Genomic DNA, 17,704 nt, shown 5'->3' with positions numbered 1-17,704 from the left:
GGGGCTTATTTTTTGAACGTCAGGCGCTTGATGTTGACCAGATGCCGCCAATGCACGGGCTCGGTAGAAATATTGCCTCCCCAGGAACCCGACCCTTGCATGAATGAGAGCGGGATATCCGAACTGATGCCCAACATGCCTTGGGTAGCGGGCATATTGACCAGAATGCGTCCGGCGGGCAGGGTGCTGGCAAACTGATGAATCTCGTCCTGATCTTTGCTGTGGATGACGGCCGAGTGTCCGGCTCCTTCCTGCCACAGCAATTGTGCCGCCAGACTGATTCCCTGGCCGGCCTCAGATTTGTACAGCGTCACAATCGGAGCCATTTTTTCCCGGCTCAAGAAGGCGTGCTGCTCGGGATCGGCGGCAATCAGAATCAGCTTGATCGGTGTGGGGCTGTCTACATCCATTTGCTTGGCTAAGGTCATGGCGTCAACACCAATCAGTGTGCGGTGTAGTCGTCCTGTGCTGTCGTCAAAAAGGGCATCAATATGCTGTTTTTCTGATATCAACAGCGCCCCTTTCTGTTTCAAAATCTCGACAAATTCCTCGTACACGCGCTCATCAATAATGATGTTGCTTTCAGAGCCGCACACAATGCCGTTGTCATAGGTTTTGCCTTGCAAAATATCGTCGGCTGCCTGTGACAGGTCTGCGCTGGCACTGACATAGACCGGGACATTGCCTGGGCCGACTCCGATGGCTGGAGTGCCGGAGCTATAGGCCGTTTTCACCAGGTCGCCGCCACCGGTTGCCAGAATCAAGGAGACCTGGTCCGACTGCATGATGAGCTGGGTCGTCTCACGCGAAGGCGTCTGCACGGCTTGAATCAGCGTTTCAGGCAGGTGGTGCTTTTTTAGAATCGCTTGAACCGTGGCCACCACCTGCGCTCCCAGTTGATCCGATTTGCGGGGATAGCTCAGAATCAGGGCGTTTCGGGTCTTGAGGCTGAGCAGGGTTTTGAACAGCGAATTTGGTACCGGATTGGTCAGCGGAACAATGGCGAAAATGACGCCTACCGGACTGGCGTATTCAATAAAGGTTTTGCTGCCATGCAGGCGGCCATAGGTTTTTTCACCGTAGAGTTCCCGGTAAACCCGGTCGGTGACCAAGCCAAGCTTGTGTATCTTGTCAGGCAGGTTACCGATGCGCGTGGCGTCCAGTTCGGTTTGGGCCCAGTACTCCAGTTTTTGTTCAAATGCCTGGGCAATGTCGGTAATCAACGCATCAATTTGCTCGTCGCTGGCTTGTTCGAGTGCGGGTTGCGCCTGAACGGCGTTCTGGACGGTGACCAGGGCGCTGTCTGCAAGGCTGTGTTCTGGTGAGGCTAGGGTGTCCATAGGGCTCTCCTTCGGTATCGTAATGAAAAACGCTACCAGTTGATGGTGGATTTTTTATAGAAAAACTGACCGTTGATGTCCGCTTTGTTGGCCTCTGAGGCAAGCCAGATCGGTGTTTGAGCACCATCGACGGCCGTGTTGGGCGCCTTGGAGGAGTCAATGTGGGGATCCAGACTGGTCTGGCACCAGCCAGGGCTGCAGGAGCAGATGCTGATGTCAGTGTCCCGAAAGTGTTTGGCATAAATCAGCGTGACCATATTCAATGCCGCTTTGGAAATACGGTAGCCAGGGGCCAGTACAGCGTCGAATCGGGATTGTGGGTCCGAGGCCTGGGTCATGGCTCCCAGGTCACTGGACATATTGATAACGCGTGCATCGGCCGATTTGGCCAGCAGCGGCATGAATTCCTGGATAAGAAAGTAGGGGCCGGTGGTATTGGTCGACAAGGTAGAGGAAAAGTCTTCAAACGAAACCTTGTCAGGGGTGAAAATGGAGTCGATCATAATGCCGGCGTTATTGATCAGCACGTCCAGCTTTTCCTCGTGTTGGGCCAATTGCGTGCGTGCACGGACAATGGATTGCGGATCTGTAATGTCCAGTTCAATGAAGCGGGCCTGTATGCCTTCCTGACTCAGTTTCTGGGCCGCTTCCTGGCCCTTTTGACTATTGCGGGCCGTGATGTAAACCTTATGGCCTTGATGGCCCAGGCCCTTGGCGGTTTCATAGCCAATCCCTCTGCTGGCTCCGGTGATCAGGCATGTTTTTTGCATGGTGTTTCCTTATTAGTGTGCCAATTCACGTAGCTGTCTTTTCAGTTTCTTGCCCGTTACGCCGATGAATTCGTTGGCAGACTGCAGTTCAATCGTGGACAGGGCCGGCCAGTTTTTTTGACGCATGAGCTGATTGACTTGTTCGGTGATTTCATCCTTTGACGCTGCGCAGGAATCAAGCAGTTCGATATAGGCGACCAACTCATTGTTATCGGTCATGATGACCGTGGCCTCGAAGACTTCATTGATTTCCGCCATAATCGCTTCTTCGATCTGGCAACTATAAATTTCCACGTTATTAAACGAGAGTGAATCGTTGGTTCTATCTACGTGATAGAAATTCCGCTTTTCATCGAAATAGACCAGATCGCCCGTCAGCCAATAGCCGTCAATCTTGTTCATTTCAGTCAGGGAGTGATTGTTCCAATATCCCTGCGTGACCGATTTGGATTTCACCGCCAGTCGGCCTACGCTGTTTTCTTGCAGGTACTGTCCTTGCTCATTGAAAACAGCCACGTCAACCCAGGGAAACGGTTTTCCAATGCAACGCTTGTAATTGTCGGACTGGGGAGAGTGGACGTTTCTGAAAATGGCAAAGGCAAATTCCGACGAACCCAGATTGTCGACAAAAAACGAGCCTGGAACCGTTTGCCCGTCCCGCTCGTGATGGCCCAGGGAGATCAGTTTTCTGATGTGTTTTTCATGGCTGGCATCGCCGGTTGCAATCCAGTAGCTGACGGATTGGAAGTCGGATTTGTCCAGTGTGTGGCGGCACAGGTCCACATAGACTTTCGGAAAAGCAATCACCACATTGGGACGGGTTTCCCGCACTGCCCGGATAATGGTTGCGGGATCTTTCTTGCTGAGGATAGTGACGTGTGCTCCACGGGTGAAAGAGAGCATCAGCAGTGAAATCGAGGCCCCATGAGAGTGGGGCAAGATGGACAGGATATGGTCCCCTTTCTGTTTCTTGACCTGCGACCTGACGCCATGAAACATGGACTCATGCGTGAAAATGACCGCCTTGGGAATGCCGGTGGTCCCCGATGTGTGTCCAATCATGATCACGTCTTGTGGTTCATGCGAATAGAAAGGTCGTGACGGGGTTTGTTGTCGTGTTTTTAGCGCGTCAATCGTGTGTACGGGCAAGCTGTAGTTCGCTTGTGCGAACACCTTTGTGATCTCCGCTTCTTTTTCGGGTGTGATGACAAGGTGGTTGGGGCGCACGCTGTGCAGGAACTTGAGCAAAATATCAGTGTTCAGCTCGCCATTGATCAGTGCCGGAATGGCCCCAATGCTGTTCAAGGCCAAGAAATGCAAGAAGTAGTCGATGCTGTCCTGAAAATACAGGCTGACCACTTCCTTGGGTTTGACACCTGTTTGTTCGTAGGATGAAGCAATCCGTCTGGCCGTTTCAATGATTTCCTGAATAGAGAAATCCTGCTTTCTGCACGCTTCATTGTCGATCAGGGACAGAATCTTTTTATCACTACCCTGATAGAACTTCTCATGGATTTTGTGGATGAAATTGCCTGCTCCAAGATGCTCGTCATTGAGCAGTTCATCCAGATGCAGCTCGTCGATCATACGTCACCCTCTTGTATGGAAAATGGTCTGTTTGTTAGCGGCTGATTTCGTAGTTCATGCTGATGGCCAACCGGTTCCAGACGTTGACCAAACCGATCAGATACGTCAGATCAACGATTTCCTTGTCATTGAAGTGAGCCTTGAGTTCATGCAGTTGCGTCTGCTTGTCTTCCAGATTCTGGATAAAGGTCACTTGCTCAGCCCAGCGCAGCGCGGCCTGCTCTTGCTCGGTGAACAGGGGGGCTTCTTTCCACGCATTTAAAAGCAGCAGTTTTCGTTCGGAAATGCCCAGGCTCAGCGCATGTTTGCTATGGACATCAATGCAAAATGCGCAGCCGTTCAGTTGCGAGATTCTGACCTTGACCAGCTCAATCAATTCTTTGTTCAGTGTGGTCTCGCTGTAGATCTGGGCGTCGTACTTGACGATGGTCTTGTAGATGTTGGGGGACAAATTAGATGGGTTAAGTCGAGTCTCAGACACGGGATCTCCTGTCAGTGGGAAAAAGGGGGGCGTTCTTGTGAGTACGCCGGTTTTAGCCTTGGGTTTTGCTATCGTTTTGGCCGGTTCGGTATTTTTCGAGTTGCCATAACAGAAAGGCGCTGGCCGAGCAGACCAGGACGTTGAAATTGATCATGAGCTTTGTGCTTAGAAAAAAACTCATGCTCAGAGCAAAAATCAAAAACAGCACACCGCTGATCAGAGCGGCCAGTGCGCTTTTGTAGTTAAGCAGTAAGGCAATGCCTAGCAGTAATTCCAAAAGAGTGACGAACCAGCTCAGTGCGGGAATGGCGCTTGAAAAAAGCCACGGCGTTAGCACCGCTACATCTTGATGGAATCGGTTCATTCCACCCCATGTGATATCGAAATTATTCAGTGCCCCCCAAAGCCCAAAGCGGTCTGCCACCGCAGATAAAAGTGTGAGGGCAAGTGACAGCCTGAGAAAAATCACGATGAATGTCATGTTGGTTTCTTTGCTGTGTTCGGTAGAGGGCACAATTATTCCTTTCTTTGTGTTTCAAAAAAACGATTTCAAGTCACCTGATTATTTATCGGCTAATTGTTTTCATTGTTATTTTTTTTGTTAATTATTCGTCACCTGATTGTTTGTTTTATTTGCTTTTTTGTTTTTTATAGCCGTCTTATAGTTAAAGCATGCTGCAAGAATAACTTAATTTTTAATCAAAAAAATGATTATGAATAATGCTTTTTGTTTTATGGGGTTTTTATTGTTTTTTAATTTCCTTTGATTATTCTTTTAGGTTTTTCTCTTTTTTGTGCCTGCTTGTAAGGGTTTTTTTAAGCCTGGGTTCGTGTGTTGACTGGCTTGCTGCCTGGGCGACTCGAAATTGACCGTGGCTGACTGGGTAGGGCATGCAGCGCAAGGCGCTCTGAGCCGGTTGGGGGAGCGGGATTTTTCGCCTGTCCCTTTTGTTTTGTGCCAAGAGAGTGATTCTTTCGGTATTCTGTGCATGTTTCTGCTGCCCTGACATTGTCATGAGGGGCCTGATTGTTTAGCCGGAGTTTTCTTGATGCACGCCTTTCGCCGTTCGCGCCTGTGTGCTTTTTTGTCCTTGTGGCTGCTGGTGCTTGCGCTGAGCATCGTGACGGTTTCCACTGCGGCTGAGACGGTGGCCTGGACGCCTGCCCAAGCCAGTGAATCTTTGAATGAATTGCGGGACACGCTGCAAACGGTGCAGGAGCGTTTGCAGAAAAATGACGGTTTAGGTGATTCGGATCTGGTGGCCCTGCGCAATCAGTTGTTGCTGGCGCAAGAGCAGGCGCAGGATATGAGCATGCGCCTGGAACCCGAGTTAGTGAGTGTCACGGCGCGTTTGAGTCAGTTGGGGCCGGTAGATGATCCGGCCGGTGAGTCCGAGGACATTGCCCGTCAGCGTGCACAGTTGCAGCAAGCGGTGACCGAGCTGGACGGCATGATCAAGCTGGCCCGTTTGATTGGAGTGGAAACCACGCAAGGTCTGGATCAGGTGTCCAAGCAGCGCCGGGTGATTTTTCAGGCGGAGCTGGGGCGACAGTCGCAATCGGTTTTGACGCCGCGCTTCTGGCGCAATGTCTCGCGTGATTTGCCCGGTGACCTGGCTCGGGTAGAGCGCATGCGCAAAGATCTGGCCCAACGGGTGACGGACTTGCCTGGTTATGTGCCGTGGTTGGCGGCAGCATTAGCCGTCGTACTGCTGGGCCTGTCGGTCTGGGCGGTGCGGGGATTAGAGCGCTTTACCATCAGCCACACCAAGCCTTCGCGTTTACGACGCTCTTTTTATGCCACCGCGTTGATCGTGCTCTATAGCCTGACCCCCGGTTTGCTGGCTTCGGTGGCGGCAGGGCTGTTTTATTGGAACGGCAATCTGACTGCGAATCTGGCCAGCTTTGTGTCCAAATCCGTGTTTGCCTTGTACCTGGGTGGTTTTGTGACGGGAATGGGGCGTGTGCTCTTGTCAGCACAACGTCCTAGTTGGCGTTTGCCTCCTATTCCCAGCAAGGTCGCCTTGAAGTTGGCCTGGCTGCCGCTGGCGCTGGGCATCATGGTGGCCTTGACCTGGATGTCGCAGCAATTGCTGGGACTGATCAACGCCACGCTAAGCACGACGTTATTGGTCAACAGCTTTAACACGTTGACCCTGAGCATTTTTATCGCCATCGCCGCCTGGAATTTAAGTCAGGGGCGGGACAAGACGCCGGCGCCTGACGCGGGTGACGACCCGCAAAAAACGGCCCCCGTACAGCACGGGACGACCTGGTTGCGGGCTATTCCCATCACCCTGGGGGTGGTGATTGTGCTGGGCATGATCGCCTTTTTGCTCGGTTATATCGCGCTGAGCAGCTTGATTGTGCAGGAGATGTTGTGGCTAAGTCTGGTGATTTGCACCTGTTATGTGCTGGTCGCGCTGATTGCCGATATCGGCCAAAGCCTGTTGCTGCAGTTCAAGGAAAAGCGGGCTGCTAATGAATGGACCAGTTCACAATTGCGCGGCAGCAGCCAGATTGTGATTGTATTGTCCGGGGCTCTGCGTCTGTGCTTGATTATCACGGCCATTACGCTGGTTTTGCTGCCCTTTGGGGAAGACCCCACGCAGTGGTTGCAGCGTCGCCTTGGTTTTTTGGTCACGGGTTTTTCTCTAGGACAGGTGCAGCTCAAACCTAGCTCTGTGTTGCTGGCGGTGCTGATTCTGGTGCTGGGTATTGTGTTCGTGAAAACCTTGCAACGCTGGGTTGCCAACCAGCTTTTGCCCGCAACGCGTATTGATCCCGGTATGCGCGTGTCTACCGCCAATCTGTTTAGCTACGTGGGCTATTTCATTGTGGTGGCCACGGCAATTTCGTCTTTGGGAGTCGGCCTGGAGCGCATGGCCTGGGTGATTTCCGCCTTGTCCGTGGGTATCGGTTTTGGTTTGCAGGCGGTGGTGCAGAACTTCGTGTCGGGTTTGATCCTGCTGGCCGAGCGTCCCATCAAAATCGGCGATTGGGTCAGCCTGAACGGGGTGGAGGGCAATGTTCGCAAGATCAATGCTCGTGCCACAGAAATCGAGATGTTTGACCGCTCCACCCTGATTGTGCCGAACTCCGAATTCATCACCAAAACCGTGCGCAATGTGACCTTGAGCAATCCTTTGGGGGTGGTGAAAGTCAAGATCAATATGCCTATCGACACGGACGCTAAACGGGTGCGTTCTATCATGCTGGATGTGATGCAGAACTATAGCGATGTATTGGCCGACCCCGCTCCGGATGTGACACTCGATGGCTTTGATGCCAATGGTTTGCAGTTCACCGCCACCTGCTATGTCTCGTCACCTCGTATTGGCAGCCGGGTACGTAGCGTCTTGATGTTCGATATTCTGGATGAGTTGCGAAAAGAAGGGTTGGCGCTGCACCATACGCAAACCATGACGGTCTTGCCAACGACGCCGGCGGCCAGCCAGACAGAAAACAATAATCCCTTGTTGAATGATTAAATCCAGATAACAACAACAGGCAGGGTCCAGGGAGACGGAAACCATGAAGCCGCTACGACTAGGTGTACAGGTCTTGCTCTTGTGCCTGAGCCTGATGGGGGCCTGGGCAAGCGCACAGGCACAAGCCTTGTCCGAGGTCGAGCAAGAGCGTCAAATGATGCGCGATCTGCAGCGGACTCAGGACGAAATCCGCCTGATGCAGTACCGTCTGGACGACAACAAGATCTCGATACAACCGGAGCGTGCTTACGAGCAAGATCAGAAACTGTTGCAGGCGCTGGAGCTGTCTGGCCGGACGGTGCAGTCCTTGGAGCGCCGCAGCCGCCTGTTGCGAGCCCGTTTGCAAGAGTTGGGCGAGGACGCGGGGGATGAGGCGGATCAAGTTACGCTTCATAACGAGCGAATGCAGTTACGACGGGCTGATGCGGCCTTGCGCGCTGATTTGCGCGTAGCGCGCCTGGTACAGCTGGAAGCGCAGCAGACCCGCCAACTATTGCGAGAGGCGACCGAGCGTTACGAGCACGCCAAGCGCTGGCAACGCGATTCCTCCCTGATGTTGCTGGAAAGCCTGCCCGAGTTGGGCCAGGCCTGGCCTGCAGACCGTCAGAAACTGTCCGACTTTGCTCAGCAATGGCGTGAAACGTGGAGCAACAGCAGTTGGCGGCAAAGCAGTGCTTCATTGTGGATGGCGGCCGCTGTTGTGTTGTTGATGCTGGTATTGTTTCGCGGCATGCCAGTTTGGGTAAGCCGTTATCTGCCAACTGGGCGTTTGCGTCGCTCCAGCCTGACCATCGCCAATTTTTTCTTATGGTTTATCGCTATCTGGGTGGTGGTGGATCAGTTGATTGAACGGGTGTTTCAGCGGCCAGATCTTGCTCAAACCCAGTTGGAGCTCCTGGCTTACTTGAAAGTGGGTGCATGGGTGGCGGCCGTGGCGCTAGCCTGTATCAAGGGTATAGTGCTGCAGCCTCGGGCTTCCTGGCGTTTGATCCCTGTGTCCACGCAGACTCAACGTCGACTGCGTTACTTTGCGCCCGCTTTCTTTCTGGTCGTCTACGCGGACGTCATAAGTGGTTTTTTCCGAGGATCGATAGGTGTCTCGGATGCATTTCAGTCGCTGGCTGACGGTGTGAGCAGCCTGCTGTATCTGATCCTGTACGGCTATGGTTTGTGGGTTTTGCGTGACGAGCTGTTCAACCGTACGGACGCTTCGGGGCAGGGGGCAGGCAGAACAGGTCGCAGTTGGGCGCGTTTGGCCTTTAAAGGCGGTGTCCTTGTGTACACCCTGGTGTTGGGCTTGTTCATCGCAGGCTGGCAAGGCCTGTCGGATGACTTGATGTCGCATTTCATGACCATGCCCTTGCTCCTGGGCTTGCTGGCCTACGTGGGGATGGTGTGGTTGCAGGACATGGCGGACTCTTTGCTGGCGTATTTGCGTCATCGCAGCCACGATCCGGATGCAGCGCCGATTCGCGTGCAAAGTCAGTTCATTATTGTGTTTTTTGCTATCGCCCGTATGACTGTTTTGGGTCTGGCCATCTGGATGGTCAGCGGGGATTGGCTGACTGAACCCAAACAGATGCTGGAGTCGGGCCTGGATGTCTCGCGTGAGGCCTTGCGCTTGGGGGCCGTGCAGTGGCGTTTGGACTTGTGGCTGATTGCCTTGGGCGTGATGCTGGTGGGGGCGGTACTGATCCACTTTCTGCGTACCTGGTTACGTCAGAGCTACATGCCCAACACCACTCTGGAACCCGGCCTGCAAAATGCCATCGTCGGCATGGTGGGCTATGTCGCTTACTTCGTTTTGTTGGTGATCTGCTTATCCATGCTGGGTGTGCCGATTGAGTCCGTTACCTGGATTTTTACGGCTTTGACGGTGGGGGTGGGTTTTGGCTTGCGGGGTATTGTGCAGAACATTGCTTCCGGTTTGATGCTGATGGTGGAGCGTCCCGTCAAAGTGGGAGATTGGGTGGAGGTAGAGGGCAGTGAAGGCAATGTGCGCCAGATCCGTTTGCGAGCGACCTACGTGGAGCGGTTTGATCGCACCATGGTGATGGTCCCCAACGCCCAGATGATGGGCCGGCAGGTACGTAACCTGACTTACACGCCGACCTCTTTGGGGGCGATTGAGTCCCGCCTGTTATTCCCGCTGGATGTAGATGCCGATGTGGTCATGCAGATTTTGCGCGACGCGGTGCTGGCCGAGCCGGAAATTCTGGATGAGCCTGCCCCTATCTTGACGTGTGACGGGATTTTTGGCGATGGGGTCGCGTTCAGTACGCGTTGTTTCATCAATAGCATGCGGGTGCATCGCCGGGTGCGCAGCAACCTGATGCTGGATATCTTGCGCCGTCTGCGGCAGCAGGGTATCAGCTTGCATCCGGCGCAACGCTGGGTGCAGGAAGCCATGGACAAGGACAAAGCCGAGGACGAAGACCTTTAGGGTTTTCCCAGTGATTGAAAGCTGAAATATTCATCCGTATAATTTGTTTAGCCACACTAAACAGAAAAGCGCGTGATGCGCAACAGGATGGATGAGACATGAGCAAGAAACAGTCCTCTCAGGGCGAGGCAGCCGTATCGCCCTGGCGTGCTGCCAGTGCTGCTGGTTTGGGCACAATGATCGAATACTACGATTTCCAGCTGTATGGTGTCTTGGCGGTAATGTTAAGCGTCCTGTTTTTCCACACTGGTAATGACAGCGCGGCCTTGCTGTCCACGCTGGCCGTATTTGGCGGCGCCTTTCTGGCCCGCCCTTTGGGCGGGATCTTCTTTGGCTGGTTCGGTGACAAGCATGGCCGCACCGCTGCCTTGATGTTCACCATTGTGGGGATCGGGGTGGCCAGTGCCTTGATGGGCATGTTGCCGACCTACGCGACCTTGGGGCTGGCTGCACCGGCCTTGTTGCTGCTGTGCCGTTTGTTGCAGGGTTTTTTTGCGGGTGGCGAAATTACCGGCGCGGCCACTTATGTGGCGGAATGCTCGCCCCCCGGCAAGCGCGGTTTTTTTGGGGCATTCAACCCGGCAGCGGCCACCTTGGGCTTGTCATTGGCAACGGGCGTTGCCGGTTTGGTGACGGCGCTGGTCGGCAAGCAGGCCATGCTGGATTGGGGCTGGCGCATTCCTTTTCTGCTGTCCATCCCCTTGATCATTCTGTGCGTCTGGGCTCGTTCGCGTATTGAGGATTCGCCGCGCTTTAAGGAAATGCTCAAGAGCCATCATCCCGAGCACTCGCCTTTGTCCTTGATTGTGCGTGATTACCGTCGTCCTCTGTTGCAGGTTATTGCGATTGGTTTTGCCCAGAATGCGGCAGGCTATGTGGGCGTGGTCTATTTAAGCACTCACTTGATTCACACTCTGAAGTACGACGGCACGGCGGTGTTCTGGCTGATTTCGCTGGTCACCTTGTGCTCGGCGTTCATCATGCCTTTTGCTGGCGGCCTGTCTGACCGTTTCGGCCGCAAGCCCTTGCTGACGATTGGTTTGCTGGGCTATCTGATACTGGTGCCGCTGACCATGTGGGTTGCTTCCTGGGGCAGCTTCCCGCTGGCCGTCATTGCGGTGGCCGTGTCCATTCTTCCGTTCATTGTGGTCCAGGCCGTGGGTTACCCCCTGTATGCCGAATTGTTTCCTACTCGAGTGCGCTACAGCGGCGTGTCCTTGGGCTTTAACATCGCCACTATTCTGGGCGGGGCGACGGCACCTTTTGTCGCATCCTGGTTGACGGGTCTGACCGGTTCCAGCATGGCACCTGCCTTTTACGTGATGGTGGTGGCGCTGATCGGCATTGTGGCCTTGAGCACGGTGCAGGAAACCTCTGGCCGTCAGCTGGCCGATTGATTTTCAAGGAAGTGAATGATGTCCGGATATTTTCTTTATCACTCCATAGGCATGTTCGAGGGCAAGGAAGCCGCCATGCGTGCCGAGCTGGATCAGTTCAGTCAGGTCTGGTCGGCACCGGATGATGCGCAGTGGGGCTACGCCTTGGGCCAAAAACAGGCTTTCATGGATGCCTGGGCCGCGTTGATTGGCGCTGACTCCAAGGATGTTGCGCTTAGTGAAAACGTCACTGGTGGCCTGTACAGCATTCTGGGCTCCTTGCCCGCGCACGTGCTGAAAGGACGTACTGTGCTGGTGGCGGCCGATTGCTTTCCCAGCCTGCATTTCCTGCTGCAAAAGCTGGCTCTGCGTTTGGGGTTTACCTTGCGTACCGTGCCTTTGAGCGCCGGTCTGTCCTATGTGACGGACGATGATTTCATCAAGGCCTGGGATGACAGTGTGGGGGTGGCCTTGGTGACGTGGGTCAGCTCAACCTCCTCGCATCGGGTGGATGTGGATCGTATGGCGCAGTGTGCTACGGAACATGGCAGCCTGATGGCGCTGGACTTGACGCAAGCGGCCGGTCTGGTGCCGTTTACCGTGCATGAAGGTGTGGCTTTTACCTTGTCTGCTTCCTTGAAGTGGGCCTGCGGTGTGTCGGGGGCCAGTCTGTTGCATGTGCGTGCGGATTTGATCGAGCAGTGCGAGCCTGAGTTTCGCGGCTGGTTCAGTCAGGAAAATCCCTTTAACTGGAATCTGGACCAGTTCAGTTATGCCCAGGGTGCGCGTCGTTTTGACCATGGCACCCCGGCTGTTTTGGGCAGCATTGCATCCTTGCCCGGTATGCGCTTTGTGCTGGCAAGCGGCGTGGAAAACCTGCTGGAGCAAAACCGGGCATTGACGGCTGTCTTGCTGGATCGTGCTGCCAAGGCTAATTGGCCGGTGCTGACGCCATTAGCTGAGAATGAGCGCGGCGGCAGCATTATGTTGCGTGCCAGTAGTGCCCAGCGTGCCCAGGCCCTGGTTGATCTGTTGCGCGAGCAGGAGCTGTATTGTGACCAGCGCGACGGTGTCTTGCGTCTGTCGCCTGGCAATGTCTGTACCGAGCAGGATGTGCTGCGCTTGTGCGACACCTTGCAGACAGCTTGGTAAGGGGGAAGGGGAATGGATAGTTTAAGGTGGGCTCATCAGGCCAGTCGCCGCATTGAACGTCCGGCTTCGCAGGTCATGGACTTTATGGCAGATCTGAATGCCTTGGGGCGTTGGTCCCTGGGCTGCTTTGACACACGAACCGTGGAGCCGGGGCTGGTCGTGGGGACGTCCCTGTTTGACGGTGGCCAAACCCACGTCAGCGTCGAGATTTTGATCGAACAAGGGCTGATTCGCTATTGGGTAGGCAACGCTACGCAACGTATGCCGCGTATCAGTGCCATGGTGCAACCGCTGGATGAGGATTCTTGCATTTTGATCATGCTGGCCACGCGTAGTGCAGATATGGATGAAAACCGTTGGCTACGCTTGCAGCGCTGTCATGAGACGGAGCTGGATCTGATTCAGGCCCAGTTGCACAGCGCCGTCTAATTCTGGCACTTAGTAGCTGGGTGGGGTGATCGCCACAATAAAACGCACATCCTTGTCGTAAGGGTTGCGGTAGGCATGAGGCAGGCTGGAGTTGAAATAACAGCTATCGCCCGTTTGCAAACAGTGTTGATCATCCCCGACATCGACCAGTAGCTGGCCTTCGGTGACCAGCACACACTCTTCGGCAGGGTGGCTCCAGCGCTGCCCGACCGAGCTTCCTCCCGGCGGCAGAAAGCCCGCCAGCATTTCGATACTGCCAAAGCCTGGCGACACCCGTTGGTACTGCACGCCCGAGGCCGATTGAATGCTCATGCGCTGATTCTGGCGCACCACCGCCACTTGCTCCACATTGTCATCCAGCAAGGAAAACAAGGGGGTATCCAGTGCTCGCGCGATTTGGCGCAAGGTGTCCAGGCTGGGTTGAGTCAGCCCGCGTTCCACCTGGCTGATCAGGCCGGGGGAGACTTGGGCAAGCTCGGCCAGCTTGCGCAGAGACAGCTTTTTATGAAGTCGGACTTGGCGAATACGCAAAGCGGCCATGTAGGATCGGGCAGTAGGTGGGAAAGCCCTTATTGTAAGACAAGCCTGCCGGGATGCGGGGGGGTGCGCCAGTCTGACAGTCGGGTTGCAGAAGATGGGGGCGGGACTGTTTTGTGGGGCTAGGTCTTTGTCAGCGGGTGTGCGTCATCCGCCCATTTTTCTTTGATATGCAGCATTTCGGGCAAGCATTTGTCCAGCAGGGCAACCAGTTGCGGATCAAAGTGCAGGCCTGCTTGCTCGCGTAAATAGTTAATGCAGCTCTCCACACTCCAGGCCTTTTTATAAGGCCGCTCACTGGCGAGCGCATCAAATACATCGGCCACCGCCACAATGCGGGCAGGCAGAGGGATGTCTTCACCCTTTAAGCCGTAGGGGTAGCCGCTGCCATCCCATTTCTCGTGGTGATACAGCGCGATGGTGCGTGCCAGTTTCAGCAGGCCGTGGGAGTGTTGGCCAATAATGCGTGCACCAATCAAGGTGTGCGTACGCATGATTTCCCATTCTTCAGCGGACAGCTTGCCTGGCTTTTGCAAGATGTAGTCCGGGATACCGATTTTGCCAATATCGTGCATGGGGGCTGCATGCAGCAACTCGTCGGCCGCTTCGCTGGAGTAGCCCAGCCAGTGAGCCAGAATGCGAGTGTAGTGGCTCATGCGGATAACGTGACGGCCAACCTCGTTGTCTTTGTATTCGGCAGCGGTGCCCAGGCATCGGATAATCTGCAGGCGACTGTCGCGCAGTTCCTGTATTTGCACCAAAGACAGGTGGTTGCGTATGCGCGCTTGCAGGATCGCCGGATTAAAGGGTTTGGAGATGTAGTCTACCGCCCCCATGCCCAGACCCATTTGCTCGTCGTTCGGTTGCGAGAGTGCTGTTACAAAAATGATAGGGATGTGGCGGGTGTTAAGGTCCGCTTTTAAGGCTCGACAGACTTCATAGCCCGAGAGCTGCGGCATCATGATGTCCAGCAGGATCAGGTCGGGCAGGTCCCGCTGGGCCAGCTCCAACGCCTTGAAGCCATCTTTGGCAAAGAGCAGACGGAAATCCTGTTGTAGGGTATGGCGCAGAATCTGAAGGTTGGCGGGTTCGTCATCGACCAGCAAAAGGGTAGGGCGTGGCGCGGTGAATTCATTCATGGCGTGGCGTATCTTCAGCCAAGCTGGCATCCAGGTCTTTGATTAACGCAGACAAGATGATGCTGGCCTGAACGAAGTCGAATACGTCGATAGTTTTATTGAGATTATTCAGGGTATCGGTTTGCCCTGTGCTTTCCAGATACTGGCAAATCACTTGTAAAGAAGGCTCATCAAGCTCATTGAGCAAGACGCTGTTATGCAGGGCATGAAGATGGTTCAAGACGAGATCGGTGGGGGGAACCACGACGTGCTGTGGCTCAGAAGAGGACGCTGGGGCGCCATCCTGGCTTAATTCGTGGGCGATGCGACTGAACATTTCCTGCAGTTGCGCAATGCGGCCACGCATCTGGCGCGTCTGGCCATGACGAACTTTTTCTTCCAGTTCGGCGCTGAGTGCACAAACCTGTGGCAGGCCCAGATTGCCCGAGGTGCCGCGAATGCCGTGCAAGCTGCTCAGCACCACTTCCCAGTTCGGTGAGGCTTGCTTGATTTCATCAAGCGGGTAACGGGTCTGCAGGTCTGATAGGAAACTGAGCAGGGCGCGGCGCAGACGTACGGGCGAGCCCCACAGGCTCACGCCCGTTTCCCAATCGATCAGGCTGCTGTGTTGTGGTTCGGCGTGATGCTCTTTGGGGACGGCGGGGGTTAAACCCATGACCCGTGCAATTTCCTGCAACAAAGCGGGCAGGTTCAGCGGTTTGGTGGCAAAACCGTTCATCCCGGCTTCTTCGGTGGCGCGGCGATCGCACTCCATGACGCTGGCGGTCAGCGCAATCAAAGGCAAGGGCAGGCGTGCCTCGCGGCGTTCCTGTTCGCGCCAGCGGCGGGCGGTTTCCAGGCCGTCCAGCTCGGGCATATGCACATCGAGCAAAGCCACATCAAAGTCTTCCTTGGAGAGCAGCTCCAACACCTTGTGGCCATTATCGGCTGCCACAACAGAATGTCCGTGCTGCTCCAGGGCCAGAGTCAACAGTTCCTGATTCAGGCTGACGTCATCGGCCACGAGGATGCGCAGCGCAGGCAGTTTGGGCAGGTGATCATCCTCCGGGCTCATGCTGGGCTCTTGACCGGGCTCCAGTGGAATGCGGACCTCGAATACACTGCCCACGCCCAAGGTACTTTGGACTTCCAGCGTGCCGCCCATCAGGTCGACCAACTGGCGGGCAATGGACACACCCAGGCCCGTACCACCAAAGCGGCGGCTGATGGACACATCGGCCTGCGTAAAGGGGGTAAAGACATCACGCAACTGATCGGGGGTCATGCCGATACCCGTATCGGTGACGCGGATGCAGACGGCATTGCGCCCAGGTTCAGGGGTCACATCGACGTGTACTGCGCCGCTTTGCGTGAACTTGATGGCATTGCCGATCAGGTTGTTCAGCACCTGCTGAATACGCAAGGGGTCTCCTTTATAAAAGAGACGCAGCTCGGGCGCATAATTCAGACGGAATTCCAGGTTCTTGGCATCCGCAGCCAAACGCAGCGAGGCCTCAATCTGCTTGCACAAGTCAAGCAGGGAAAAGTCGACCTGCTCCAGCTCTACCGAGCCACGCTCCAGCTTGGTCGTGTCCAGAATATCGTTGAGCAAGGCCAGCAAAGAGCGGGCGGACTGATTGATGATGTTCAGGTGCTTGTTCTGTTGTGCATTGAGCTGACCGTTCAGCATCAAGTCACTAAAACCAATAATCGCGTTCAATGGGGTGCGGATTTCATGGCTCATATTGGCCAGAAAGGCACTCTTGGCCTGAGCGGCCTGCTCGGCTTTTTCGGCGCTTTGACGCAAGGATTCGGTCAGCGCGTTATAGCGGCTCATATCCGTGACAAAGCCGACAAACAGCGGCTCACCGGGCTGGCGAACCTTGCCGACGGCCAAGCGCATCGGCATCAAGCTGCCATCTTTACGCAGTCCGGTCACATCCCGACCGACGCCAATGATTTTGGGGTCATTACTGCGCAAGTAATTGGACAGATAGCTGTCATGGCGCGAGCGGTCTGGCTCGGGCATCAGCATATTCACATTGCGACCGAGCACCTCCCCGGCTTTCCATCCAAACAGGCGTTCTGCCGAATGGTTGAAGTCCAGAATGGTCCCGTTGCTGTTGATGGTGATAATGCCGTCAATCGCCGTATCCACAATGGCCCGGTTGTGCGATTCACTTTCCTCCATCTTCAAAAACAGTTGGCGATAGCGCAGCAGACCATTGGCCGCGGTTACCAGCACGGTCACGGTAATGGTGAACGTGGAGAGCACCATGGACGCAAAGGTGCTGTTGAAGATGATCATGTCATCGGGGGGCGTGGTCTGGCCAATGAAACGGGCAGCTGCCATGCCGGTGTAGTGCATGCCGGAGATGGCCAAGCCCAGCACAATGCCGCTGATCACCACACGCTGCAGCAAGGTCAGACGGGTGCGATGCAGGCGAAAGCGTATCCACAAGGCCACGGTGGCCAGTACTACCGCCAGCACAATCGACAAGAAGAAGGTAACAGGTTCATAGCGCAACGCCGGCGCCATACGCATGGCAGCCATGCCGCTGTAGTGCATGGTGCCAATGCCTAGACCCACCAAGATGCCGCCCATGATCAGATGCGAACGCTGGACTCGGGCTTGCGAGAGGATTTGCAGCGCTACCCAGGATGCCCCTACGCTGGGCAGAACCGACAGCATGGTGATGGCCGGGTCGTAATGCACGCTGGTACAGAGTTCAAAGGCCAGCATGCCAATAAAGTGCATGGTCCAGATGCCGCCGCCCAAGGCAATGGCACCCGTGCAAATGGCGATCTGACGATGCAGCCTTAAATCTGCCATGCGGGCAATATGGGCCGTTTGCAAGGCCATGCCCGAAGAGAAGATGGCAACCAGCAGGGACAGGATGACCAGTCCACTGTTATAGCTGCCAACTAAAAAGGGAGCCATTTGGTCTGCACTGATGAAGAACTGGTCGAGTATCCGCAT

Annotated in this window: 13 protein-coding genes; 5 read left to right on the top strand and 8 right to left on the bottom strand. The window is 55.0% G+C overall.

Going from position 1 to position 17,704, the window contains the following annotated elements; translation table 11 throughout:
- Positions 1-5: 5 nt before the first annotated feature.
- The 5 genes from LNA76_RS07505 to LNA76_RS07485 are packed head-to-tail and all read right to left on the bottom strand — an operon-like array spanning position 6 to position 4,692.
- Positions 6-1,340, bottom strand: coding sequence for an aldehyde dehydrogenase family protein (locus LNA76_RS07505; protein ID WP_094196235.1), 1,335 nt, complete (start codon positions 1,338-1,340; stop codon positions 6-8).
- 32 nt (positions 1,341-1,372) lie between these two features.
- A complete protein-coding gene (locus tag LNA76_RS07500; protein WP_094196236.1) occupies positions 1,373-2,110 on the bottom strand; it encodes an SDR family oxidoreductase in 738 nt (245 codons plus the stop codon).
- Between the two features lie 12 nt (positions 2,111-2,122).
- Positions 2,123-3,697 (bottom strand): class I adenylate-forming enzyme family protein, encoded by a 1,575-nt coding sequence (locus tag LNA76_RS07495; RefSeq protein ID WP_230018648.1) that lies wholly within the window; start codon positions 3,695-3,697, stop codon positions 2,123-2,125.
- 34 nt (positions 3,698-3,731) lie between these two features.
- The gene (locus LNA76_RS07490; protein ID WP_108727249.1) at positions 3,732-4,178 is read right to left on the bottom strand and encodes a carboxymuconolactone decarboxylase family protein; all 447 of its coding nucleotides are present in this window, start codon (positions 4,176-4,178) and stop codon (positions 3,732-3,734) included.
- A gap of 52 nt (positions 4,179-4,230) precedes the next feature.
- Positions 4,231-4,692, bottom strand: a complete 462-nt coding sequence (locus tag LNA76_RS07485) for a DoxX family protein (protein ID WP_121738659.1) — start codon at positions 4,690-4,692, stop codon at positions 4,231-4,233.
- Between the two features lie 535 nt (positions 4,693-5,227).
- Here LNA76_RS07485 and LNA76_RS07480 point away from each other — a divergent pair.
- The 5 genes from LNA76_RS07480 to LNA76_RS07460 all read left to right on the top strand — a co-directional run bounded on the left by LNA76_RS07480 (position 5,228) and on the right by LNA76_RS07460 (position 13,069).
- Complete coding sequence (locus LNA76_RS07480) at positions 5,228-7,669, top strand: DUF3772 domain-containing protein (protein ID WP_230018647.1); 2,442 nt, start codon at positions 5,228-5,230, stop codon at positions 7,667-7,669.
- Positions 7,670-7,712: 43 nt separating this feature from the next.
- Positions 7,713-10,112, top strand: coding sequence for a mechanosensitive ion channel family protein (locus LNA76_RS07475; protein WP_230018645.1), 2,400 nt, complete (start codon positions 7,713-7,715; stop codon positions 10,110-10,112).
- Positions 10,113-10,210: 98 nt separating this feature from the next.
- Complete coding sequence (locus LNA76_RS07470) at positions 10,211-11,509, top strand: MFS transporter (RefSeq protein ID WP_230018644.1); 1,299 nt, start codon at positions 10,211-10,213, stop codon at positions 11,507-11,509.
- Between the two features lie 15 nt (positions 11,510-11,524).
- Positions 11,525-12,640 (top strand): aminotransferase class V-fold PLP-dependent enzyme, encoded by a 1,116-nt coding sequence (locus LNA76_RS07465; RefSeq protein WP_230018643.1) that lies wholly within the window; start codon positions 11,525-11,527, stop codon positions 12,638-12,640.
- Positions 12,641-12,652: 12 nt separating this feature from the next.
- Positions 12,653-13,069 (top strand): hypothetical protein, encoded by a 417-nt coding sequence (locus tag LNA76_RS07460; protein ID WP_230018642.1) that lies wholly within the window; start codon positions 12,653-12,655, stop codon positions 13,067-13,069.
- Between the two features lie 9 nt (positions 13,070-13,078).
- On the opposite strand, the gene LNA76_RS07455 is transcribed toward LNA76_RS07460, so the two are convergent.
- The 3 genes from LNA76_RS07455 to LNA76_RS07445 form a co-directional block, all read right to left on the bottom strand.
- Positions 13,079-13,609: a helix-turn-helix domain-containing protein gene (locus LNA76_RS07455; RefSeq protein ID WP_094196245.1), complete on the bottom strand. Its 531-nt coding sequence runs from the start codon at positions 13,607-13,609 to the stop codon at positions 13,079-13,081.
- A 119-nt stretch (positions 13,610-13,728) separates the two neighbouring features.
- Positions 13,729-14,745 carry an HD-GYP domain-containing protein gene (locus tag LNA76_RS07450; protein WP_121738662.1) on the bottom strand — a complete coding sequence of 339 codons (1,017 nt, stop codon included), beginning with the start codon at positions 14,743-14,745 and terminating at the stop codon, positions 13,729-13,731.
- Positions 14,738-17,704 carry an MHYT domain-containing protein gene (locus LNA76_RS07445; RefSeq protein ID WP_230018641.1) on the bottom strand — a complete coding sequence of 989 codons (2,967 nt, stop codon included), beginning with the start codon at positions 17,702-17,704 and terminating at the stop codon, positions 14,738-14,740. The genes LNA76_RS07450 and LNA76_RS07445 overlap by 8 nt, the downstream gene beginning before the upstream one ends.

Origin of the sequence: Alcaligenes sp. MMA (assembly GCF_020907215.1) — a bacterium.
Classification (GTDB): Bacteria; Pseudomonadota; Gammaproteobacteria; order Burkholderiales; family Burkholderiaceae_B; genus Alcaligenes; species Alcaligenes aquatilis.
The sequence above is the reverse complement of the archived record's forward strand: the minus strand, read 5'-3'. Positions and strand labels throughout refer to the sequence as shown.

Coding starts and splice junctions, on each gene's coding strand:
- LNA76_RS07505 (WP_094196235.1), bottom strand. CDS start 1,340: ATGGACACCCTAGCCTCACCAGAACACAGCCTTGCAGACAGCGCCCTG.
- LNA76_RS07500 (WP_094196236.1), bottom strand. CDS start 2,110: ATGCAAAAAACATGCCTGATCACCGGAGCCAGCAGAGGGATTGGCTAT.
- LNA76_RS07495 (WP_230018648.1), bottom strand. CDS start 3,697: ATGATCGACGAGCTGCATCTGGATGAACTGCTCAATGACGAGCATCTT.
- LNA76_RS07480 (WP_230018647.1), top strand. CDS start 5,228: ATGCACGCCTTTCGCCGTTCGCGCCTGTGTGCTTTTTTGTCCTTGTGG.
- LNA76_RS07475 (WP_230018645.1), top strand. CDS start 7,713: ATGAAGCCGCTACGACTAGGTGTACAGGTCTTGCTCTTGTGCCTGAGC.
- LNA76_RS07470 (WP_230018644.1), top strand. CDS start 10,211: ATGAGCAAGAAACAGTCCTCTCAGGGCGAGGCAGCCGTATCGCCCTGG.
- LNA76_RS07465 (WP_230018643.1), top strand. CDS start 11,525: ATGATGTCCGGATATTTTCTTTATCACTCCATAGGCATGTTCGAGGGC.
- LNA76_RS07460 (WP_230018642.1), top strand. CDS start 12,653: ATGGATAGTTTAAGGTGGGCTCATCAGGCCAGTCGCCGCATTGAACGT.
- LNA76_RS07455 (WP_094196245.1), bottom strand. CDS start 13,609: ATGGCCGCTTTGCGTATTCGCCAAGTCCGACTTCATAAAAAGCTGTCT.
- LNA76_RS07450 (WP_121738662.1), bottom strand. CDS start 14,745: ATGAATGAATTCACCGCGCCACGCCCTACCCTTTTGCTGGTCGATGAC.
- LNA76_RS07445 (WP_230018641.1), bottom strand. CDS start 17,704: ATGCGGATACTCGACCAGTTCTTCATCAGTGCAGACCAAATGGCTCCC.